This window comes from Pauljensenia sp. 20925_1_25, assembly GCF_041433955.1.
GTDB lineage: Bacteria > Actinomycetota > Actinomycetes > Actinomycetales > Actinomycetaceae > Pauljensenia.
In genome coordinates, this window is the sequence record NZ_JAPWCL010000020.1 from 1 (window position 1) to 19990 (window position 19990).

Annotated in this window: 17 protein-coding genes and 1 tRNA gene; 8 read left to right on the forward strand and 10 right to left on the reverse strand. The window is 67.5% G+C overall.

Features of this window, described 5'->3' with window-relative positions; genetic code table 11:
• Positions 1–70 precede the first annotated feature (70 nt).
• The 4 genes from O3932_RS08625 to O3932_RS08640 all read right to left on the reverse strand — a co-directional run bounded on the left by O3932_RS08625 (position 71) and on the right by O3932_RS08640 (position 4392).
• Positions 71–154: transfer RNA gene (locus O3932_RS08625), tRNA-Leu, on the reverse strand.
• Positions 155–277: 123 nt separating this feature from the next.
• Positions 278–1174: an energy-coupling factor transporter transmembrane component T gene (locus tag O3932_RS08630; RefSeq protein WP_371537735.1), complete on the reverse strand. Its 897-nt coding sequence runs from the start codon at positions 1172–1174 to the stop codon at positions 278–280.
• The gene (locus O3932_RS08635; protein ID WP_371537738.1) at positions 1171–3387 is read right to left on the reverse strand and encodes a DUF2232 domain-containing protein; all 2217 of its coding nucleotides are present in this window, start codon (positions 3385–3387) and stop codon (positions 1171–1173) included. Before O3932_RS08635 ends, O3932_RS08630 begins: the two co-directional genes overlap by 4 nt.
• 72 nt (positions 3388–3459) lie before the next feature.
• Positions 3460–4392, reverse strand: coding sequence for a 5'-nucleotidase (locus O3932_RS08640; protein ID WP_009647417.1), 933 nt, complete (start codon positions 4390–4392; stop codon positions 3460–3462).
• 249 nt (positions 4393–4641) lie between these two features.
• Between O3932_RS08640 and O3932_RS08645 the strand changes: the two genes are divergently transcribed.
• The 6 genes from O3932_RS08645 to O3932_RS08670 all read left to right on the forward strand — a co-directional run bounded on the left by O3932_RS08645 (position 4642) and on the right by O3932_RS08670 (position 10354).
• A complete protein-coding gene (locus O3932_RS08645) occupies positions 4642–5769 on the forward strand; it encodes an ABC transporter substrate-binding protein (RefSeq protein WP_371537783.1) in 1128 nt (375 codons plus the stop codon).
• Between the two features lie 88 nt (positions 5770–5857).
• Positions 5858–6886 (forward strand): FecCD family ABC transporter permease, encoded by a 1029-nt coding sequence (locus O3932_RS08650; RefSeq protein ID WP_371537740.1) that lies wholly within the window; start codon positions 5858–5860, stop codon positions 6884–6886.
• Complete coding sequence (locus O3932_RS08655) at positions 6883–7683, forward strand: ABC transporter ATP-binding protein (protein ID WP_314736592.1); 801 nt, start codon at positions 6883–6885, stop codon at positions 7681–7683. The genes O3932_RS08650 and O3932_RS08655 overlap by 4 nt, the downstream gene beginning before the upstream one ends.
• Positions 7684–7884: 201 nt before the next feature.
• A complete protein-coding gene (locus O3932_RS08660) occupies positions 7885–8094 on the forward strand; it encodes a cold-shock protein (protein ID WP_314736591.1) in 210 nt (69 codons plus the stop codon).
• A 329-nt stretch (positions 8095–8423) separates the two neighbouring features.
• Complete coding sequence (locus O3932_RS08665; RefSeq protein WP_371537743.1) at positions 8424–8642, forward strand: hypothetical protein; 219 nt, start codon at positions 8424–8426, stop codon at positions 8640–8642.
• Positions 8643–8872: 230 nt separating this feature from the next.
• The gene (locus O3932_RS08670) at positions 8873–10354 is read left to right on the forward strand and encodes a hypothetical protein (RefSeq protein WP_371537746.1); all 1482 of its coding nucleotides are present in this window, start codon (positions 8873–8875) and stop codon (positions 10352–10354) included.
• An 87-nt stretch (positions 10355–10441) separates the two neighbouring features.
• Here O3932_RS08670 and O3932_RS08675 read toward each other — a convergent pair whose 3' ends face one another.
• From O3932_RS08675 to hemE, 6 genes are read right to left on the reverse strand one after another with little or no spacing between them, the layout of a single operon-like run.
• Positions 10442–11827 carry a glutamate-1-semialdehyde 2,1-aminomutase gene (locus tag O3932_RS08675; RefSeq protein WP_371537749.1) on the reverse strand — a complete coding sequence of 462 codons (1386 nt, stop codon included), beginning with the start codon at positions 11825–11827 and terminating at the stop codon, positions 10442–10444.
• Positions 11828–11876: 49 nt separating this feature from the next.
• The gene (gene hemB / locus O3932_RS08680) at positions 11877–12908 is read right to left on the reverse strand and encodes a porphobilinogen synthase (protein ID WP_371537752.1); all 1032 of its coding nucleotides are present in this window, start codon (positions 12906–12908) and stop codon (positions 11877–11879) included.
• A complete protein-coding gene (locus O3932_RS08685; protein ID WP_371537754.1) occupies positions 12905–13696 on the reverse strand; it encodes a uroporphyrinogen-III synthase in 792 nt (263 codons plus the stop codon). Before O3932_RS08685 ends, hemB begins: the two co-directional genes overlap by 4 nt.
• Positions 13697–13707: 11 nt before the next feature.
• Complete coding sequence (hemC, locus tag O3932_RS08690; RefSeq protein WP_371537756.1) at positions 13708–14742, reverse strand: hydroxymethylbilane synthase; 1035 nt, start codon at positions 14740–14742, stop codon at positions 13708–13710.
• Positions 14739–16205, reverse strand: a complete 1467-nt coding sequence (locus O3932_RS08695; RefSeq protein ID WP_371537758.1) for an NAD(P)/FAD-dependent oxidoreductase — start codon at positions 16203–16205, stop codon at positions 14739–14741. The genes hemC and O3932_RS08695 overlap by 4 nt, the downstream gene beginning before the upstream one ends.
• On the reverse strand, positions 16202–17299 hold the full coding sequence (gene hemE / locus O3932_RS08700) for a uroporphyrinogen decarboxylase (protein WP_371537760.1): 1098 nt from the start codon (positions 17297–17299) through the stop codon (positions 16202–16204). The genes O3932_RS08695 and hemE overlap by 4 nt, the downstream gene beginning before the upstream one ends.
• Positions 17300–17540: 241 nt before the next feature.
• On the opposite strand from hemE, the gene O3932_RS08705 reads away from it, so the two are divergent.
• Together O3932_RS08705 and rarD are read left to right on the forward strand one after the other, a co-directional pair.
• Entirely contained in the window at positions 17541–18863 is a 1323-nt protein-coding gene (locus tag O3932_RS08705; RefSeq protein WP_371537763.1) for a glutamyl-tRNA reductase, read from the forward strand.
• A complete protein-coding gene (gene rarD / locus O3932_RS08710; protein ID WP_371537765.1) occupies positions 18860–19810 on the forward strand; it encodes an EamA family transporter RarD in 951 nt (316 codons plus the stop codon). Before O3932_RS08705 ends, rarD begins: the two co-directional genes overlap by 4 nt.
• The last annotated feature ends 180 nt before the right edge of the window (positions 19811–19990 follow it).

Genomic DNA, 19990 nt, shown 5'->3' on the forward strand with positions numbered 1-19990 from the left:
ACCCGCGCACTGGCCACGCACGGTGAGGAAAACAAAAACCGCAGATCCCGAAGGATCTGCGGTTTCATCGTGCGCGAGGGGGGAGTTGAACCCCCACTCCATCACTGGAACACGGACCTGAACCGTGCGCGTCTGCCTATTCCGCCACTCGCGCGTACCCAGAAAGAATAGGGGGTTTTAGCGCCTCACGTCAAATCAGCAGAACATGACCCGGGACACATACTGAACCCACAGGACATAAAACCATTGCAATCACACCGAAAAATCGACATAAAGCCTACAGCATCAACGCGCACGCAACGACGCCACCCACACCCAACAGGGTCGCAGCGAACACGCACGCGTCCACCCATCCAAGCCGAGTACGTCGCTTCGGTACACTGCCGCCGACCTCGCCAACGGCATCCAGGGCACCGCGCATGGACATGGCTCGCCCGGTCTCGGCGGCACCGCGCGAGGCCGCGGACAGGATCGCCGTGATCACGTCGACGCTGAGACGCGCGTAGCCACCGAGGGACAGGGTGGCGACATCTTGGCCGAGGCGCAGCTTCGCCGTGTCGAGCACGGCCTGGGCCTGGTCGCGCAGCATCGGCAGGCCGCGCAGAGCGGAGGCCATGACGAGTGACCACTCATCGACGGGCGCGCCGACCACGCGCAGCGGCCGCAGGAAGACCCGCAGCGCTCCTGCGAGCGCCGCAGTGGGCGTCACCCAGGCGATGAGCGCGGATCCCCACAGGACGACGAGCGCCAGGACAGAGATCCGTAAGAACACCTCGAGTCCATCGCCCAGCCACGCGCCGATACACCCTCCGGCGAAGCCGGAGATCAGCCACATGGGAGGGCGCGGTACGACGCTGCGAGGCAGACGAATAGCCATGGAGGCGACGGCGAGGAGACCACCGACGATCGCCAGGGTTGACCAGCGTGGTTGCAGGATGACGCACGTCGTGAGAGCCGTCCAGCAGGCGATGAGCGTGCCTGGCCACGCGCGCCCGAGGACGGTCTGCCACGGCAATGGACGAGGCAGACTCATGCCCGTGCTTCGCCGCGGCTTGCGGCGCAGACAGGGTTCGCCGCCCACACCGGGACTCTGGGCCGGATCGGTGGGAAACCACCCGTGGGTGGCACCGCCGCCGGGGCCGGTCGCCCCGCATGAGGAGTGAGGATCGTTCATGCGAGCACCCCTTCATGCAGGTGTCGGTGGGTGTCACACAGCGCGTCCATGCCTTCGAGGTCATGGGAAATAACAAGAATGGACAGCCCAGCGCGTCGGCGCTCGTCGAGCACGGAGATGAGCAGTTCGCGCGAGGCCATGTCGAGTCCCGCCATGGGTTCGTCAAGGATGAGGACGCTCGGATTGGAGGCGAGCAGCCCGGCCAGGGCGACGCGCCGCATCTGGCCGCCGGAGAGATCGTCGATGCCGCGCGAGGCCAGGGCAGGGTCAAGTCCCACCAGGTTCATGGCCTGCGCGACGATCCGGTCGCCGTCCTCACGGCTCAGTCCTTTCTTGCGACGCCCCGCACCGCTGCCGATGCGCGGGCCGTGCCCGGCGGCGGCGAGAATGTCAGAACGCACGGAGGGGCGCTGAAGTTGGAGGCGCGCGAATTGCATGGACAGGGCGACGTCGCCGACCCGGCGTTCCATGGGGGTCCCGCCGAGGGTCACGTTTCCCCACGTCGGGACCAGCAGCCCGGTGAGGATGCGTGAGAGTGTCGTCTTGCCCGACCCGTTGTCGCCGGTGATGAGCATCGCCTGCCCGGGTTCGAGGATCAGGCTGACGTCGCGCAGGACGGGTTTCTCCCACGGTGTCCCGAGGTCATAGGTGTGTGCGACTCGGTCCGCCCACAGGTGCTCCGTATTCGTGAGGGTCGGGGTTCCCCACGCGCGCTCGCCCCCCTCTTTAGCGGACGAGGCCGTGGTCGCTTCTCGTGTCTTGCTTACGTCGCGGGTCGCTCCCCGGGATTCCTCCTCGGGGATAACGGGGCGCGCATTCCCGGCCACGGCCTCGTCGATGGAGGAGGAGCCGGGCACGTCGGAGAGAACACGCCCTCCATCGACTGTGATGACGCGGTCGGCGCGCGCGGCTTCGGCGGGGTCGTGGGTGATGTGGACGACGGCGATGCCGGTGTCGGGCAGGGAGGCGAGGAGATCGAGCATGTCGGCGCGCCCGTCGCGGTCGATCATGGCGGTGGATTCGTCGGAGATGAGCAGGCGCGGCGAGCGGGCGAGTGCCCCTGCGAGCGCGAGGCGTTGCAGCTGCCCGCCGGAGAGGGAGCGCGGGTCGGCGTCGGCCAGGCCATCCAGGCCCACGCGCGCCAGGAGGGCTTCGAGGTCGAGGGCCCGCGCGTCGCTAGCACTCATGCCCCAGGTGACGTCTTCGGCGACGTTCTGGCCGAGGACCAGCAGTTCGGAGCGCTGTCCGACCAGGGCGGTGCCGCCGACCTGGCCGAGCATGCCGCCGCCGGTGCGCGTCCCCTCGCTGGGGGTGGCACCGGCGAGGAGGAGGGCGAGGGTGGACTTGCCGGAGCCGTTGTGTCCGACGATGACCGTGTATTCGGGGCGCTCGAAGCGGAGCGTGACATCGCGCAGCGCGGGGTGGTCGGCGCCCGGGTAGGTGAAGGAAGCGTCGGTGAGAGTTAGGGGCAGGGGCGAGGCTGGGGTCCTCTCCCCGGGTCCCGCGTCCTCCTCGGATTGTGTGGTTCCGGCGGGAGCATAGTTGGGGCGGCCGGGCGCGTCCAGGAGCGGGTCCCACCCGTCGTCGAGGGTGATGCGGCGCAGGATCGCGCCGAGGAGCCAGCGCGCGGCGAGGACCAGGAAGGCGACGCCGATGAATCGGGTGATGGGCAGCCACACCCACCAGAAGTCGACGAACCATTGGCTCAGAAAATGGCCTGCGTCGACGAACCAACCGAATCCGGGGATGCGGCCGACGAGTGTGAGGAAGCCGTTGAGTGTTTTTTGGATGCTTTCGAGGCCAAGGTTGCGCAGGTCGACGAGGAACCAGAAGGCGATACCGGTCCCGACGCCCCAGACGAGGCCGAGGCCGGCGGCGACCGCGCCGACGCTCAGCCAGGTGGCACGTTTCTTGTGGAGAACACCAATGATGAGGCCGATGAGGGCGGCTTGGAAGGCTCTGCCGGCGGTGGCGAATCCGCCGACGGCGATGGCCAGGAGGACGGTGGAGGCAAAAGCCGCGATGGAGGCGCGGGCGCGCAGTTTGAGGGAAACCATGGCGAGGGGGACGGCCGTGGCTACCTGGAAGAAGAGTTGAAAGACGGGCGTGACGGCGGCGATGAGACCGAAGGTGACGGCCAGGCCCGAGAGCGCGCCTGCGGTCGCCACCTCAACAGGAGTGAGGCGGCGTGCGTCGCGCGCGTGGTTACTCATGTACCTAGTCTCCCAGGACGCGCCCTCATCTGCGACCGCCGGGCCGGGCGACCCAAAGGTTCGCCGACACCCCTACTCTCTGTTGATCTCCCCGAAGGGGATGTGGACGCTCGGGGTTGAGCGCGACGCGCCCTCGACGTGGCGTCGTTGGTCGTCGAAGAAAATGTGAGGCTCCAAAACCTCCAGGATAGGCCCCTTCGGGAGACCGCCCAGGAAGAAGGCATCGTTGACGCGCAGTCCCCATTGCCGGATCGAGTTGATCGCCCGCTCATGAGCGGGGGCGCTTCGGGCAGTGACGACCGCGACGCGGACCCTGCGCTGATACCCTTGTGGCTCGCTGACGCACCGGGCGTCCTCGATCCCCTGGATCCGGTTGATTTTCTCCAGGAAATCCGCCATCGGGCCGCGCTCGAGCGGCACCTCGGCCAGGGCGCGCTCGCTTTCCTGATATTCATCCAGACCCTCACTCTGGAACACGCGCTCGGCCGAATCATCGGCCAGGACCCCATCGAAGTCAAAGGCGATACGCAGGTCCGAGTCCCCGTCGTCAGGGACAGATCGGCCCACGACATGCCCCGCCGCAAACCCCAGCTCGGTCGCCTCGCGCACGTCGGCCTCGTTCGCGGAAAGGAACAGGGACATCTTCAACGGTCCCATATAGAGGTAGGGCGCGTGGCCCTGCATGAAGATCGCGCGCGTGATGTCCAGGCCGTGGCTCTGGACCGACCGCATGACGCGCATCCCAGTCTCCGGGTCGTTGCGCGAGAGGATGACGACCTCGACGAGGCGCTCGGTCTCCGACAGGGCGTTCAGGTCCAGGAGGCGCCGTATAAAGGGGAAGGCGACGCCGGGTGCGAGCACGTCATCCAGGTGCTCACGCTGATACGCCCGGTACTGCTCTTCCCCTTGCTCGCGAAAGACTGCGTCCGACTCTGCCAGGTCAAACAGTGCGCTGGACGCAACCCCAATGACGAGGGCACGCTCCAGGTCCAGACTCTCACCCACGATACGTTCCTTCCACTCACGCCAGGCACCTCACCCGACGCCGCCAGAGTAAAAGGAGGCGTGCACATCTGCGTCCCAGCCTGGGCCTCGTCCTTTATCGACGAGGCCGTGGCCGTGCCTCGCGCACCAACAACACGCGCAAGAAACCAAGGAAAAAACACCATATCATAATGCCGTACTCACTCTTGTGAGGAGCGCCTAATTTTGTGTAGTATCTCCCTCATAATCCCTGACATGCGAGAGGACACAATGAAGACACGCCTCGCCACGCTGACCGCGATCCTGACCACCGCTGCCCTGGCCCTCACTGCCTGCGCGGGCAGCTTCGGCTCCACCGCCCAGTCACAGACCACCACCCCGGACGCATCGTCAACACGCACGATCACCGACCACGCGGGCAACGAGGTCGTCCTGCCCGCCACGATCACCCGCGTCGCCATCGACCAGATCCCCATCGAATCCACCTACCTGGCCTACTTCGACGGCAAGGCCCCCTACCTGGTGGGCATGAGCGCCGCCCGTGTGAAGGCCATGAGCCAGACGATCGCCGCCGAGATGGCGCCCGACATGATGCAGGTGGACACCAGCTACTACGACAAGGGCGAGCTCAACGCCGAGGCCCTGCTCAACCTGGACGTCGACGTCGTTTTCTACAACGCCTTCAACAAGGAACACGGCGAAATGTTCCGCAAGGCGGGCATCCCAGCCGTCGGTTTCACAACGATGGGGAACCCGTCGGAGACGTACACGGAGTGGATGGAACTCCTCGAGGACGTCTTTAACGAGGATGGCCATATGGCTGACAAGATCACGCTCGGCAAGGATCTGGTCGCCGACGCTCGCGCGCGCACCGCGAAGGTGCCCGAGGACCAGCGCGTCTCGACGATGGTGCTCATGGGCGCGGCCGACGGCCAGCTCGCGGTCGCGGGCGGAAAGGACGGCTGGTTCACCAATGAATGGGCCGACTCTCTGAATTACACGAACGTCTCGAGCGACACGGACACCTCGCATACGCCGGTCACCTTCGAGCAGGTCCTCACGTGGGATCCCCAGGTCCTCCTCGTCACCGGCAAGGGCATGTCGAACATGACGGCGAACTCCGTCTTGACGAACTCGGTGCAGGGCGTGGACTTCTCGACCCTCAGCTCCGTGAAGTCCGGCCGCGTCTACTCCACCGGCCTGGGTATGTGGAATTGGTTCACCCCGAACCCGGATGCCCCCATTGTCGCCAACTGGATCGGCGCGTCCCTGTACCCGGAGCAGTTCTCCGACGTTGACCTCGTGTCGATGACGAAGGACTACTACCAGAAGATGTACAACTTCACGCTGACGGACGAACAGGCCCGCACGATTATCAACCCCGACACCGCGTCCTAACACCTGTCCCCGGCCTCGTTTTTCCCTTCGACGAGGCCGGGGTCCCTTGTGCGGTGAGACGCCCAGTAAGTGTCGGGAAGAGGACATCATGGCATCTGTGTTGACCAAGAATGGGCGGCTGCGCGTGTGGGTGGTCCCCACGCTGGTCGCCCTCATCGTCGCGTGCGCGGCGGCGGCCATGTTGATTGGTCGTTTCTCCGTGTCTCTGGAGGACGTGGTCGCGGCGCTGCGCGCGAGGTTTTGGGGCGGACCATCGGTGTCGCCCCGCATCAACTCAGTCGTGTTTGACCTGCGGGCACCGCGCATCATCGTGGCGATCCTGATCGGCGGGGGCCTATCCGTCGCGGGTGCCTCCTTCCAGTCGCTCTTCTCCAACCCCCTGGCCACGCCGGACACCCTGGGCGTCGCGGCGGGCACGTGCGTCGGCGCGGTGATCGCTCTGCTGCTGGACTGGAACCTGATCGGCGTGCAGGCCGCGGCCCTTGCGGCGGGCCTGGCGACGATGGCTTTCACGACGGCTATTTCGCGCACGCGCACGGGCGCGTTCAACGTCATCACGCTCGTGCTCGGCGGCGTCATCGTCTCCGCCCTGGCGAACGCGGTCCTCTCGCTCCTCAAGCTAACGGCCGATCCGACGAGTCAGCTCCCCGAGATCACCTACTGGCTCATGGGTTCACTCGCCGCGGTCACCTACCACCAGATCGCGCTGGGCGCACCCTTCATCATCGCAGGTGTCGTCGTCATCGTGGCACTGCGCTGGCAGCTCAATATTCTCTCCCTTTCAGAGGATGAGGCCCGCTCAGCCGGCGTGAACGTCTCCCTCATGCGCGCCGTCCTCATCATCGCCTCGACGGTCATCACGGCCTCGGTCATTTCGATGTGCGGCCAGGTCGGTTGGGTCGGCTTGCTCGTGCCACACTGCGCGCGCATGCTGTGCGGACAGAACAACCGCGCGGTCATTCCGGTCTCACTGCTGCTCGGGTCGGCGCTCATGATCGTCATCGACACGCTCGCACGCTCCCTGTCGGCCTCGGAAATCCCCATTTCGATCCTGACGGCCATCATCGGTGCGCCCTTCTTCATCGTGCTGCTGCGCCGGACGGGAGGAGCGCGATGATCAGTGTCGAAAACGCGACCTTCACCTATCCGGGTGCCCCCTCCCCGATCCTGACGAACGTGTCCTTCGAGGTGCCCGAGCGCTCGCTCTTGGCGATCCTGGGACCCAACGGCGCGGGAAAGACGACGCTGCTGCGCACCATGATCGGCCTGCAGAAGTGGGATAGCGGCCGCACGCTCATCGACGGCACCCCCATTTCGTCGATGTCGACCCGGGCGCTGGGCCGTGTCCTGTCCTACGTGCCGCAGGCCCGCAACGCCTCCAACGTGGCGCTCACCGGCCTCGAAATGGTGATGGTCGGGCGAGCCCCGCATATGCGCACCCTCGCTCAGCCCGGCGCGCGCGAGGAGCGCATGGCCCGCGACGTCCTCGACGAGGTGGGCGCCTCCCACCTGGCCGAGATGCCCTGCGCGACCATGTCGGGCGGCCAGTTCCAGATGATCCTCATCGCCCGAGCGCTCGTCGCCGACCCACGCGTCCTCGTGCTCGACGAGCCGGAGACCGGCCTCGATTTCCGCAACCAGCTCATCGTCCTGGGACTCCTCGAGCGCCTCGTGAGGGACCGAGGCCTCGCCGTTATCATGAACACGCACTACCCGGCGCACGCCCTGCGCATCGCGGACCAGGTCGCACTCTTCTCCTCCACGCACGAGGCCGTGGTCGGTCCGGCGTCCTCCGTGATGAACACGGATACCCTCGCGAGCGTCTTCGGGGTGGACGTGGCGATCGGGAACGTGACCTTCGAGGGTGAGGACGTGCAGGCTATCGTTCCGGTTCGTCTCACCTCAACAAACTAACCTGCCGCCACAGACGATACTTGGTCACGTTTTCGCAGGTCAGACACATTTTGCGTCGAAGTGCGGTACCGTAAGAGTGTGATTCCACACGCTGTGCGCGGGTGTGTGAGAGACGCCGGGGCGCGCGGGCGGGATCGCGTCGGTTTCCGCAGGCGAGACCGACCGGTGCCCCAGCGTTGGGGCGAACACGAAGGAGGGTCCATGGCTACCGGAACCATTAAGTGGTTCAACGACGCCAAAGGCTTCGGGTTCATCACTCCCGATGACAAATCTGGCGACATCTTCGTGCACTATTCAACCATTATCGGCCAATCTGGGCGCCGCACTCTTCTTGAGGGCGAGAGGGTCGAATATGAGGTGATTGAGGGACCCAAGGGTCTCCAAGCCATGAATGTGGCACGAACCGAGTGACATTGTGTGCCCGGGTGGATCATCCACTCGGGCACACGTGCATGAAGCGACATATTCATCGGAACCCTATTTTTTGACGTCGCAGCCATCCTCGAAAGACTCTTGACGCGGCGTCTGTGCACTCCCTAACAAGCACTTGTGCGGTATAGACCATGCGGTTATTTGCGCGTAGAATTGGTGATGCACCAACGGGGGCGACAACACGTCGGCCCCGTTTTTTGATGCAGAGCCGCCCACCCGGGCGGCGCGGGCCAAGAGGCCCACACAACACGCTGGCGTGCGGGGCGCGCTTCGCGCATCCGTGCGAAGACACTCACAAGGAGAACCTCATGAACCAGATCGTCAAGGCTGAAACCGCCCCCACCATGAGCCAGGCCACCACCTCGGCCTCCGTCTTCATCGCCCTCGTCGTCATCCTCGCCGGCCTCGGCATGGCCGCCGCCCTCCAGGTCGGCTCGATCGCTTCCGCTGTTCTCGCTGTCGTCGTCGCCCTGACTGCTCTGATCGTCTCCCCCGCGCTCCTCTCGATCGCTCGCACGCGCGCCTGAGACACTGCGGGGCGCGTGAGTTCCGCGCGCCCCTCCCCTGCCAGCGTGGCACCACCGAGGTGCCGCGCTTTTTCTTTACATAAACACTCGCCTCAACAATAAGGGCGATATGACAAGCGGCGATTATGGCTCCGACATGCGCATATTGACCATCTGATAGAAGGATTGCCAATTCCTGACAAGCATGACACAATGCACAGTTAACTTCCTGTCTGCGAAAGGTGTCAACAATGTCAAACCCTCACTACGGCGGCCAGTTCGGTCAGCCGGGGAACACCGGCCAATTCCAGGGCCAAGTTCCCCAGCCCAGTCAGCAATTCCAGGGTCAGATGCCCCAGCAGGCGGGTTTCAACGGCCAGATGCCCCAGGCTCCCCGCAAGAAGAACAACAAGGCAACGGCGTTGATCGCCGCGATCGTCGCCGCAGTCCTGGTCATCATTGGCGGCGGCGCGTTCGCCCTCGCCCACTCGCTCTCCACCTCCGGCGGTTTCGCCAGCCCCACCGCGCTGGCCAACTCCATTAATTCGGCGTTCGGCTCCAATAAACTGACGTCGCTGGCCACGGCCCTGTCGCCCTCGGAGCTGAAGGCAGCAACGACCTGGCAGAAGGATTACAAGGCCAACGGCAAGGCCGACTGGTCGAAGCTGGTGAGTCCCGAGGCATTGGCCGACTACATCGGCCAGATCGACCTCAGCAAGTCCACCATCGAATATACGGTCGACGAGAAGTCGGAGAACCTGAGCCTCATCACGATCACGAAGTGGGAAGGCGAGGTCACCATCAAGCCGGAACTCGTCGATAAGATTCGTCAGAACTACGAGAAAGCCAAGGGCGAGAAGCTCACGGCAAACGAATCCTCGATGCTCGACGACATGAAGTCCTCGCTCTCGAAGGAATCCACGTTTAGTGGCAACATCCTGGGTCAGCTCGATCTCGACACGCTGACGATCGTGTCCGTGAAGGAAGACGGCAAGTGGTACATCTCCCCGGCGATGACGATGGCCGAACAGATGTACCCGACCAGCTCCATCCGTCCCAACTACGACGCTGACTTCACCGATGTGAAGGGGGCTTCCTCCGCCGAGGAGGCCGTCTCTGGCCTGGTTGACGCCCTGCGTAACGGCGCCGGCATGGGTGACAAGGACTTCTACCGCTACCTTGACCTGCCCGAGCGCCGCATTGCCGCGGTCTACGGAGGCACTGGCTCCGGCTCGGACATGAACATCGGCGCAGGTATCCAGGTGCACTGGGGTCTGACCTCCACGAAGGTCACCGACGGCGCGATCGTCGGCTTCGGTACGACGTCCATCACCTTCGACGGCGACTACAAGGTCGATTTCAACAACGACACGGTTACCGTCGGTTTCCCCGATTTTAGCTCCAGCTACGGCTCGTCCAACAAGAACACGAGCAGCCAGTCTCAGAACCTGACTGTTCGCTTCACGGAGGGTCTGGTCAACCCCGAGCGCCTCGGCGTGTTCACGGTGAAGGACAAGACCGGCTGGCACGTGTCCTTCATTCGAACTGCGGGCAACCTGAACCTGCTGGAAGCGACTGACGACGCGGTCAACCAGGCCGTCGATGGCATGAGCAGCTCCTTCGGCTACGGTTCCGACGTCTCGGCTGACGAAATGCGCGACATGGCAACGACCAACAAGCCGGTCGGCGCGATGCTTGTCATCGCGTGGAACTTCATGAAGAGTCTCAACTGACGTTTGCACGCGCGCGAGGGGGGCGGGAATCCGACAGGGTTCCCGCCCCCTCACCCATCCACAGCACAGACGCCGCGGCGCGGTTAGCTACTCGGGCTGAGCCGCAGCGGCGGCCTGCGCGGCGGCCGGAGCCGCGGCGGCAATGGCCTCCAGCTCCGCCTCGCCGTGAGCCCCGGACACGAACCACACCTCGTACACCGAGGGCGGCAGGGCCACGCCCGAGGACAGGAAGGAGTGGAAGAAGGGAGCGTAACGCCACGCCTCCTGGGCGCGCGCCTGGTCGTAGTCGTACACGCCCGAGGCTGCTGCGGCCTCGCCGAACATGACGGAGAACAGCGACCCTGTGCGCTGGACGCGGTGCGCGACGCCGGCAGCGCTGAGCGCGTCCGACACGATCGTGCTGATCTCCTGCGCCGAGGCATTGACGCGGTCGTACACGCTCTGATCGGCCAGTTCGAGGGTGCGCAGGCCAGCGGCCGTGGCCAGGGGATTGCCCGAGAGGGTGCCCGCCTGGTAGACGGGGCCCAGGGGAGCCAGCAGGTCCATGACGTCCGCGCGCCCGGCCACGGCGGCCAGGGGCATGCCGCCGCCCACGACCTTGCCGAAGGTCACGAGGTCGGGCACCCAGTCGGCGCGCTCGACGGAGGAGGCATCGACGAAACCAGCGCCGTAGCGGCCCGCGGGCGCGCCGTCCACCCACCCGGCCACGGCCTCGAGGCCCCACCAGCCGGCGGGGTCGACGCGGAAGCCGGTGAGGACCTCGTCGAGGATCATGAGCGCGCCGTGCGCGGTGCACAGGCGGCGGATCTCTCGGTTCCACCCGGGGTGGGGCGGGACCGTGCCCATGTTGGCGGGGGCACCCTCGAAGATGACTGCGGCGATACTCTCACCCACCTGCTCGAAGCACGCGCGCAGGGCGTCGACATCGTTGTAGGGCAGGACGATCGTCTGCGCGGTAATGGCCTCGGGGACGCCCGCGGAACCGGGCAGTCCGCCGGTGGCGACGCCCGAGCCGGCGGCGGCGAGCAGGCCGTCGGAATGACCGTGGTAATTGCCGGCGAATTTCACGATGAGGTCGCGCCCCGTGGCACCGCGCGCCAGGCGGATCGCCGTCATCGTCGCCTCGGTGCCCGTCGACACGAAGCGGACGCGCTGCGCGAAGGGCACACGCTCGCGCACAGCGCTGGCCAGCAGCGTCTCAGTTTCGGTGGGTGCGCCGAAAGACAGGCCGCGCGAGGCGGCCTCCTGGACGGCGGAGACCACCTCGGGGTGCGCGTGTCCGAGCAGCGCCGGGCCCCACGACCCGACCAGGTCCACGTAGGAGCGTCCCTCGACGTCGGTGACGCGCGCGCCGCTCGCGCTCGCGATGAAGCGCGGGGTGCCGCCGACGCCGCCGAAGGCGCGCACGGGCGAGTCCACGCCGCCGGGGATCACGGATTTTGCTTGGGAGAATGCGGTTTCGTTAGTGGTCATAGCTACCTTCATCAGGAGTCAGAGGGAACAGCAGGACGGGGACGAGAGCTCAGCGAACCCGACGGGCGACCTCGAGGGCCCAGTAGGTGAGGACGGAATCCGCGCCCGCGCGGAAAATGCCGGTGAGGGATTCGTCGATGACGCGCGTGCGGTCGATCCACCCGTTGGCGGCGGCGGCCTCGACCATCGCATACTCGCCGGACACCTGGTAGGCGGCGACCGGAATATCAGAGGCAGTGGCCACGTCGGCCAGCACGTCGAGGTAGGGGCCGGCGGGCTTGACCATGAGCATGTCGGCGCCCTCGGCCGCGTCAAGCAGCGCCTCAAAGAGGCCTTCGCGTCGGTTGGCGGGGTCCTGCTGGTAGGTGCGTCGGTCGCCCTTGAGCGTAGAGCCAACGGCCTCGCGGAAGGGCCCGAAGTAGGCGGACGCGTACTTCGCGGAGTAGGCGAGGATCGCGACGTCCGCGTGTCCCGCCTGGTCGAGGGCGGCGCGGATCGCAGCGACCTGGCCGTCCATCATGCCCGAGGGCGACACCATGTGCGCACCCGCGCGCGCCTGGGAAATCGCCATCGCCTGGTAGAGCGGCAGGGTCGCGTCGTTATCGACGCCGCCTTCGGCATCGAGGAGGCCGCAGTGCCCGTGGTCGGTGAACTCATCCAGGCAGGTGTCCGCGCACACGACCAGGGCGTCGCCGACCTCGGCGCGCACGGCAGCGAGGCCACGGTTGAGGATCCCGTCCTCCGCCCACGCCTGGGAGCCGATCGCGTCGCGGTGGGAGGGCACGCCGAACAGGTCGATGGCGCCCACGCCGGCTTCGGCGGCCTCGGCTGCGGCCCGGCGCAGCGAGTCGATCGTGTGCTGGTACTGGCCGGGCATTGCGTCGATCTCGCGGGGTTCGTCGATGTCGTCGCGCACGAAGACGGGCCAGATGAGCTTGGCGGGGTCGACGTGGGTTTCGCGCACGAGCGCGCGCATCGCGGGGGTCGAGCGCAGGCGGCGCGGGCGAATCGTCGGGATCGGGGCGCAGTCCACCCCGGCCTCGGCCAGGTAGGAGGTAACGGATTCGGGGACGGTAGTCATGAGTTTCTTTCTTCAGGTACGTCGGCTTGGGCGGGGCGGGTGAGGGCGTCGACGAGGGCGCAGACGATGGCTTCGGGTGTGGGGGACGAGGCCTGGGCTGCGACCGCGATTCCCTGACGCCTGGCGGTGGCGGCGGTGGGCGCGCCGATGGTCACAACCCGAGTTTCGGGGGGCGGCAGGCCGAGGAGCGAGGGGAGGGCGCGTGCCTGGGAGGATGCAGTGAGCACCGCGCCGTCGTAGTACCCCGCGCGGAAATTCTCCGCGATATCTGCGTCAATATCACCAGCGCCCGCGGGGAGAGTGGTGTAGGCGTCGACGGCCTCGACGCTCCAACCGAGGGCGCGTAGCCCTTCCGGCAGCGTATCGGGGGCGAGCGCCGACCTGGGGATGAGGATCGGGCGCGCGCCAGAGTCCGGGGCTGGGAAGTACTGAAGCAGTTCGGCGGCAGACCCGCCACCGGTCAGGTCGGCGCTGACTCCCGCGTGGTCGCTGATCCATCGGGCCGTGACCTTTCCGACGGCGGCGATGCGCGTGCCAAGCGAGCGCGCCCGTGGAAGGGCATCCGCGACGGCACGCGCGGACCTCCAGGAGGAGAATACGACCCACGCGTACTCCCCGTCGATAAGGCGGTCACGGGCCGCGTCGAGCTGCGCGGAGTCCAGCGGCGTCGACACGGTGAGGGCGAGAGCATCCACCCGCGCCCCGGCAAGGCGCAGGGCGCGAGCGATGGCGTCATCGGGTTTGACTCGGGTCAGGAGGATTCGCCGCCCGTTCAGGGGCGCTCTCACGAAAGGTTCGTTCACAATGGGTGCCTCGGCGCTTTCGTCGCCCCCAGGTCGGTGACCTCGGCAGCGCCTCGCTGGAGCAGCTGGCGCGCCACGTCGGCTCCGAGGCGAGCCGCCTCGTCCAGACCAACCGCGTCCGTGAGCGTGAGCGCGCCGCTCGCCTCGACCCGCTCGCGCCCGTCGACGCTCATCACGCGCGCGTCAAGGACGAGAGCTGAGGAGGCCTCGTCCACGCGGGCGAAGGTGCCCACGGGTGCCGCACACCCTGCTCCGAGGGAGGACAAAACAGCGCGCTCGGCGCTGGCCGCGAGGGCGGTCGGCCGGTGGTTGAGGGAGCCCAGGAGGGTGCGAAGGAGCGGGTCCGGCTCGTCGCGCGTTTCGATGGCGAGGGCACCCTGCGAGGGGGCGGGCATCATGATGGTGGGGTCGAGCACGTCGGTGGCGTGGGCGTCGAGGCCGATGCGCCGCAGCCCGGAGAGGGCGAGGACGACCGCATCGAGGCGATCACCCGTGCCGAGTGCGGAGGGCGCGGTGCCCGCGTCGGCACCCAGGTCGATGCCACGCACGCGCGAAAGCCGCGTGGGGACGTTGCCGCGCAGGTCGCACACGCGCAGGTCGGGGCGCACGGCGAGCACCTGGGCGGCGCGCCTGGGCGATCCCGTGCCGACGAGCGCGCCCTCCGGCAGGGATGCCAGGGTTGCCCCGTCGGCCGCGCACAGTGCGTCGCGGGGGTCTTCGCGCTGCGGGATGGCCGCGATGCGCAGCCCCGGCGTGGGGGCAGTGGGCAGGTCCTTGAAGGAGTGGACGGCCAGGTCACACTCCCCCTGAAGGAGGGCGAGCCGCAGCTGCGCGGCGAACACGCCCACTCCACCGAGCGCGGCCAGGGGTGCCGCGGAGACGTCGCCGTGCGTGCGCACGACCTCCAGCTGAACGCGCACGTCCTCGCCGAGGCGAGCCCCGGCCTCCTCGATCGCCCGCGCGACGGTGGTGGATTGGGCGAGCGCCAGGCGCGATCCCCTGGTTCCCAGAACGAATGTCCGCGTGGTCATAGCAGTCCTTTCGCGCCCGCGCGGGCGTGGGAGACGACGGATGCGATGCCGGTTCCGGCGACCCAGGCGCCCGTGAGAGCCACACCGCCCAGGCCCCGCACCTGCTCCTCGAGCGCGTTCATGCGGGCGCGATACTCGGGGGGCAGGGGCGGGAGCGTGCCGTTCCAGCGGGCGAGCAGGTGATCGGTGACGGCCTCGGGCGCAATGTCCACGCCGGTGAGCGTGCGGATGTCGCGCAGGGCGCCTTCGACGGTGACGTCGGGTTCGGTCTCGCCGAGGCGCCCGTAGGACAGGCGCAACAGGTGAGTGTGGGGCGCACACTGGTCGGCAAGCCACGGCCACTTGACATTGAGGTGGGACAGGGCCTTGGCCGCCACGGGCCGCTCGTCGGCGGGGGCGGGTGCGACCAGGAGGCCCTGGGAGACGGGCGCGTCATCCAGCTCGGGGGCGCGTACAGCCAGGGTGAGGCGCGCGATGGGCGCTCCCTCGGGAACGCTCACATCGGGCACGAGGCCTGGGATGCGCGCCTCGGTCACCAGGCGCAGGGCGGCGCTGGCACTACAGGCGAGGACGAGGCGCTGAGTCGTGACGCTCACGCCCGGGCCGGCCGGCACGGGTTCGGCTCCGGGAGTCGGCCCGGGCTTGGTCGGCCCACATTCGAGGACCCATCCAGAGGCCTCGCGAGCCATCGCAAACGCACCCGTGCGAGTCAGGACTGTTCCCCCGGCCTCTTCGATGGCGGTCCGCAGCGCGTCAACGAGGACGAACATGCCTCCTTCGACGCAGGCTTCGGGGGTGCGGCGCGATCCCGCGGCGGCCAGGCGCGCGGCGACCGCTGCGGCCAGGGACCCGTGACGGGCGGTCTCCGCACGCAGGCCGGGGGCGACCGTGTCAGTCGCCAGCATGGTCGGGTCGGCGGTGTAGATACCCGCGATGATGGGACGCACCGAGCGCTCCAGCACGGCCTGCCCCATGCGCGCGGTCACGAAACCGGCCAGGGTGTCCCCGGCCTCGTCCATGCCGACGCCGCCACCCATCGACTGATCCTTCAGCGCCCGGCGCACCCCGGCCTCGCCGAGGACGCTCGCGCAGTCGGGTGCGTCCGGGTGGGCCGGGATACCGAGGAACGAGTCGCGCAGGAAGGGGCGCAGCTCCCAGCCGCCGCGCAGGGCGGGAGCATACAGGCGGGCGCCCGAGCCAGCGGGCTCGACTGAGGTCAACCCCAGGGCGTCCACGATCGACGAGGTGTCGGTGCCGCGCACGACGTACGTTTCCGCGCCGAGGTCCACGTCCACGTCGCCGACCGTGCCTCGGGCGATGAGGCCGCCCAGGTAGCCGCGCGCCTCGATGAGGAGGGGGCGCACGCCCGCGCGGGCCAGTTCCCACGCGCTCACGAGGCCGGCGATGCCTCCGCCGACGACGACCGCGCCGGGGTGGGTGGGGATGGCATCAGGCGCGCTCATCGAGCATCACCCAGCTCGTGCACCAGCTCGACGATGCGCGTCAGAACGTCGGGGTCGGTCGTGGGCGGCACGCCGTGCCCGAGGTTAAAGACGTGACCGGGGGCGGAGCGCCCCGCGTCGAGAATATCTCGAACAGCCTGTTCGATAACGGGCCACGGGGCCTGCAACAGCGCGGGGTCCAAGTTTCCCTGCACGGCCTTTCCGGGCACCTGGGCGATGGCCCACGACAGGTCCGTCTTCCAGTCGACACCCACGCAGTTCGCGCCGACCTCGGCCATGTCGGCCAGGATCGGGGCACTGCCCGTCCCGAAGTGGATGAGCGGGGCGCGCTCGCCGGTCACGGGACTAACGGCACCGGCGACGCGCTGCGCGACCATGCGCGAGTACGGCGCAACGGATTCGCGATAGGTACGAGGCGAGAGGGACCCCACCCACGAGTCGAAGAGCTGCACGGCGCTGGCCCCGGCCTCGATCTGAGAGGTGATGAAGTCGGCGCTCACGCGCGCGCACCAGCTCATAAGGGCGTCCCACGCGCCCGGGTCGGACGCAGCAAGAGTCCGCGCAGCCATGTGATCGCGGGAAGGACGCCCCTCAACCATGTACGCGGCCAGAGTGAAGGGGGCACCACCAAAGCCAATGAGGGGTGTGGAGTCCAGCTCTCGCACCGCCGTCGCGACGCCGTCACGCACCGCCTGAGCCCCTTCGGCGCAGTCTCGCGCACGCCCGGCGGAGTCGGTCCAAGACCCCTCGCCGTAGCGATGGCTCAGTAGTTCGTCGATGCTCTCGCGCGTGCGATAAGGATGGTCGAGGATCGGGCCGACACCCGGCTCAATCTCGACACCCACCCCGGCCAGGCGCAGGGGGACCATGATATCCGAAAAGAAGATACCCGCGTCCACGCCGTGGCGTCGCACGGGCTGCACCGTCGCCTCGGCGGCCACGTCGGGGCGCAGGCAGGCCTCGAGCATGGGCAGGCCGACGTCGGCGCGCAGCTGGCGGTACTCCGGCAGGGAGCGTCCGGCCTGACGCATGAACCACACGGGCGTGGACCCGCGTTGCCCGGTCAGGGCGCTCAGCAGCGGAGGCGTCGTCATGTGTCTCCCTTAATTTAATGATGTTTTCATGCGTTAATTCACGCATTTCCGTTGTTTTCCAGTCTAGTTCAAGACAATTTCTCGTACGCCACAAAAGCGCGGAATGACAGGCCCTGAGACCGATTTATCCGCGCGAGATAGCCATTTATTGAGGCACAATTGCAAAATGACAGGGCGTCACCAACATAAATCGCCTCTCGGAGCTGCTGTCACGAATCGTGTGCCTTTAAATGGACGCGTTGTGACTATTCATGTGCTTTCCGCGGACCACCGTTACGCCCCCCTCGACGATATCGCCCGACTCTCCGGCGCGACCGACCTCGGCCCCACGCTCATGCGCTCGCTGACGCAGGTGCGCGGAGTCATGGTCCTGCGCACGTGTAACCGCGTCACCATCTACGTCGACGCCCCGACCTCGGCCGACCCCCACGCACTCAAGGACGCGGTGGAGTGCGAACTCGCCCAGGCCTCGCACACCCCGCGCGAGGACGTGCAGCTGCGTCACCTGTGGGGCCGCGACGGCCTCGTCGATCTTTTCGCGACGGCATCCGGGCTGGAGTCCATGGTCATCGGCGAGCGCGAGATCGCCGGGCAGATGCGCCGAGCCGCGCGCGCCGCCTGGGAGGACGGGACCCTGAGCTGCGACCTGGGACGCGCCGCCGAGCGGGCGTCGGCCACCTCGCGCCGCGTCGCCACCGAGACCGGGCTGGCGGGGGCGGGACGCTCGGTCGTCGCCGTCGGCTTGGACATGGCGGCAGCTCACCTGGGGCCGTGGGAGGCCACCCGCGTGCTCATCGTCGGCACGGGCGCCTACGCGGGGGCGACCGTCAGCGCCCTGAGCGCGCTCGGCGCATCCGACGTGTCCGTCTACTCGACGTCTGGGCGCGCCCGCGAATTCGCCCAGGGACGAGGCATCGGCTGGGTCGAGTCCGCAAGCCTTCCCGTCGCTCTCAAGCGCTCCGACCTGGTGGTGACCTGCCGGGGACTCGGAAGCGCCGTCCTGACCCGCGACATGGCTACGGCCTCCGGGTGCACCGTGGTCCTGGACCTCGCGCTCATGCGCGACGCGGAAAGCTCTGTCTCCTCACTGCCGAACGTGACGCTTATCGACCTGCCGACCATCCAGGCGTCGGTCCCGGCTGCGGATGCCGACGCACTGACGCGCGCCCGTGCCATCATCGACGAGGAGGTCTCCTCCTTCGAGCGCGGCCTTGGCGCACGCTCCATGGACCCCGTCGTGCGGCACCTGCGCTCGCGCGTCTTCCGCATCGTCGAGGAGGAGATCGACCGCCTTGGCGATGCTCCCCTCTCGACCGAGGACGCGGCCCGAGCACTACGCCACCTGGCAGCGCGCCTTATCCACAACCCGACTGTGCTCGCGCGCCGGGCGGGTGAGGAGAGCCAGCAGGAACGCTACCTGGAGGCCCTGAGCGTGGTCCTCGGCATCGACGAGGCCTCCCTGACCTCCGGCGATCAGGCAGGTGGTCACGCATTCTCATCAGGTGACCATGACCGTCCCGTCGAGGGCCGCTGCCCACACGATGTTCATACACTGGGTGCATGAGCAGCCAGAAGAACGAACCGCGCGCACTTGCCCTCGGCGTCGCCGTCTATATCATCTGGGGTTTCTTTCCCCTGTACTTTTCGCTGCTCTCCCCCGCCGGTGCCGTCGAGGTGATCGTCCACAGGGCGGTGTGGGGCCTGTTTTTCTGCTTGGTTGCGCTCGCTGTGACGAGGTCGCTGGGGAAGGTGCGCGCGCTGATCGCCGACCGGGGAGCCCTGTGGCGCCTGGCGGTCGCGGGCGCGCTCGTCGTCGTCAACTGGTCGGTGTACGTGTACGCGGTCCTCTCGGGGCACACGACGGACGCGGCGATCGGTTACTTCATCAACCCGCTGGTGACGATTGCTCTGGGTCTGATCGTGCTGCGCGAGCGGGTCACGCCAATCCAAAAGATCGCTCTCGCGCTGGGTGTCGTCGCCGTCGTCATCCTCGTTGTCGGCCAGCGCGCGGTTCCGATCGTCTCGCTCACACTTGCCCTGACGTTTGGCCTGTATTCGCTTGTGAAAAAGAATGTCGCCGGGCGGGTTGATCCGCTGGCGGGCATGGTGATTGAGACGGCGGCGGTCTCTCCCTTCTTGCTCGGTTACTACGCGTATCTGGCGGCCACGTCCGCCACGTCCTTCCACGCGATCGCCTCTTCCGACGAGGCCGGGGTGTCCTGGCCCCTTCACCTGGCCCTCTTGGTGGGCGCGGGTGCGCTGACGATGATCCCGCTCATCATGTTTGCCTCGGCGGCGCGAGGCCTGACCCTGGGGACGATGGGTTTCCTACAGTACCTGGGACCCACCCTGCAGCTCCTCGTCGCCGTGTTCATCTTCCACGAGACAGTACCGATGTTCCGTTGGATCGCGATGGGCGTCGTGTGGGTGGCGCTGGCGTGCCTGAGCGCCGACTGGCTGCTCTCTTCCGTGCGCGCTAAGCGCCTGGCGCGCGCGGCGCACCGAGACTGAGGCAACGCCTGGGCGGACCACCCGGCGGCACTAAGCTCCGCCCGATGGGAGGCTGCCGCGGGGCCTTCAGGGCCTGGTCCCACTGGTGCGGAGGGCGCCGGAGGGCCCGAAGGCGCCCAGAACACCAGCGGAGCACACCAAGTACCGCCCGATTGGAGGACGCCGCGGGGCCTGCAGGGC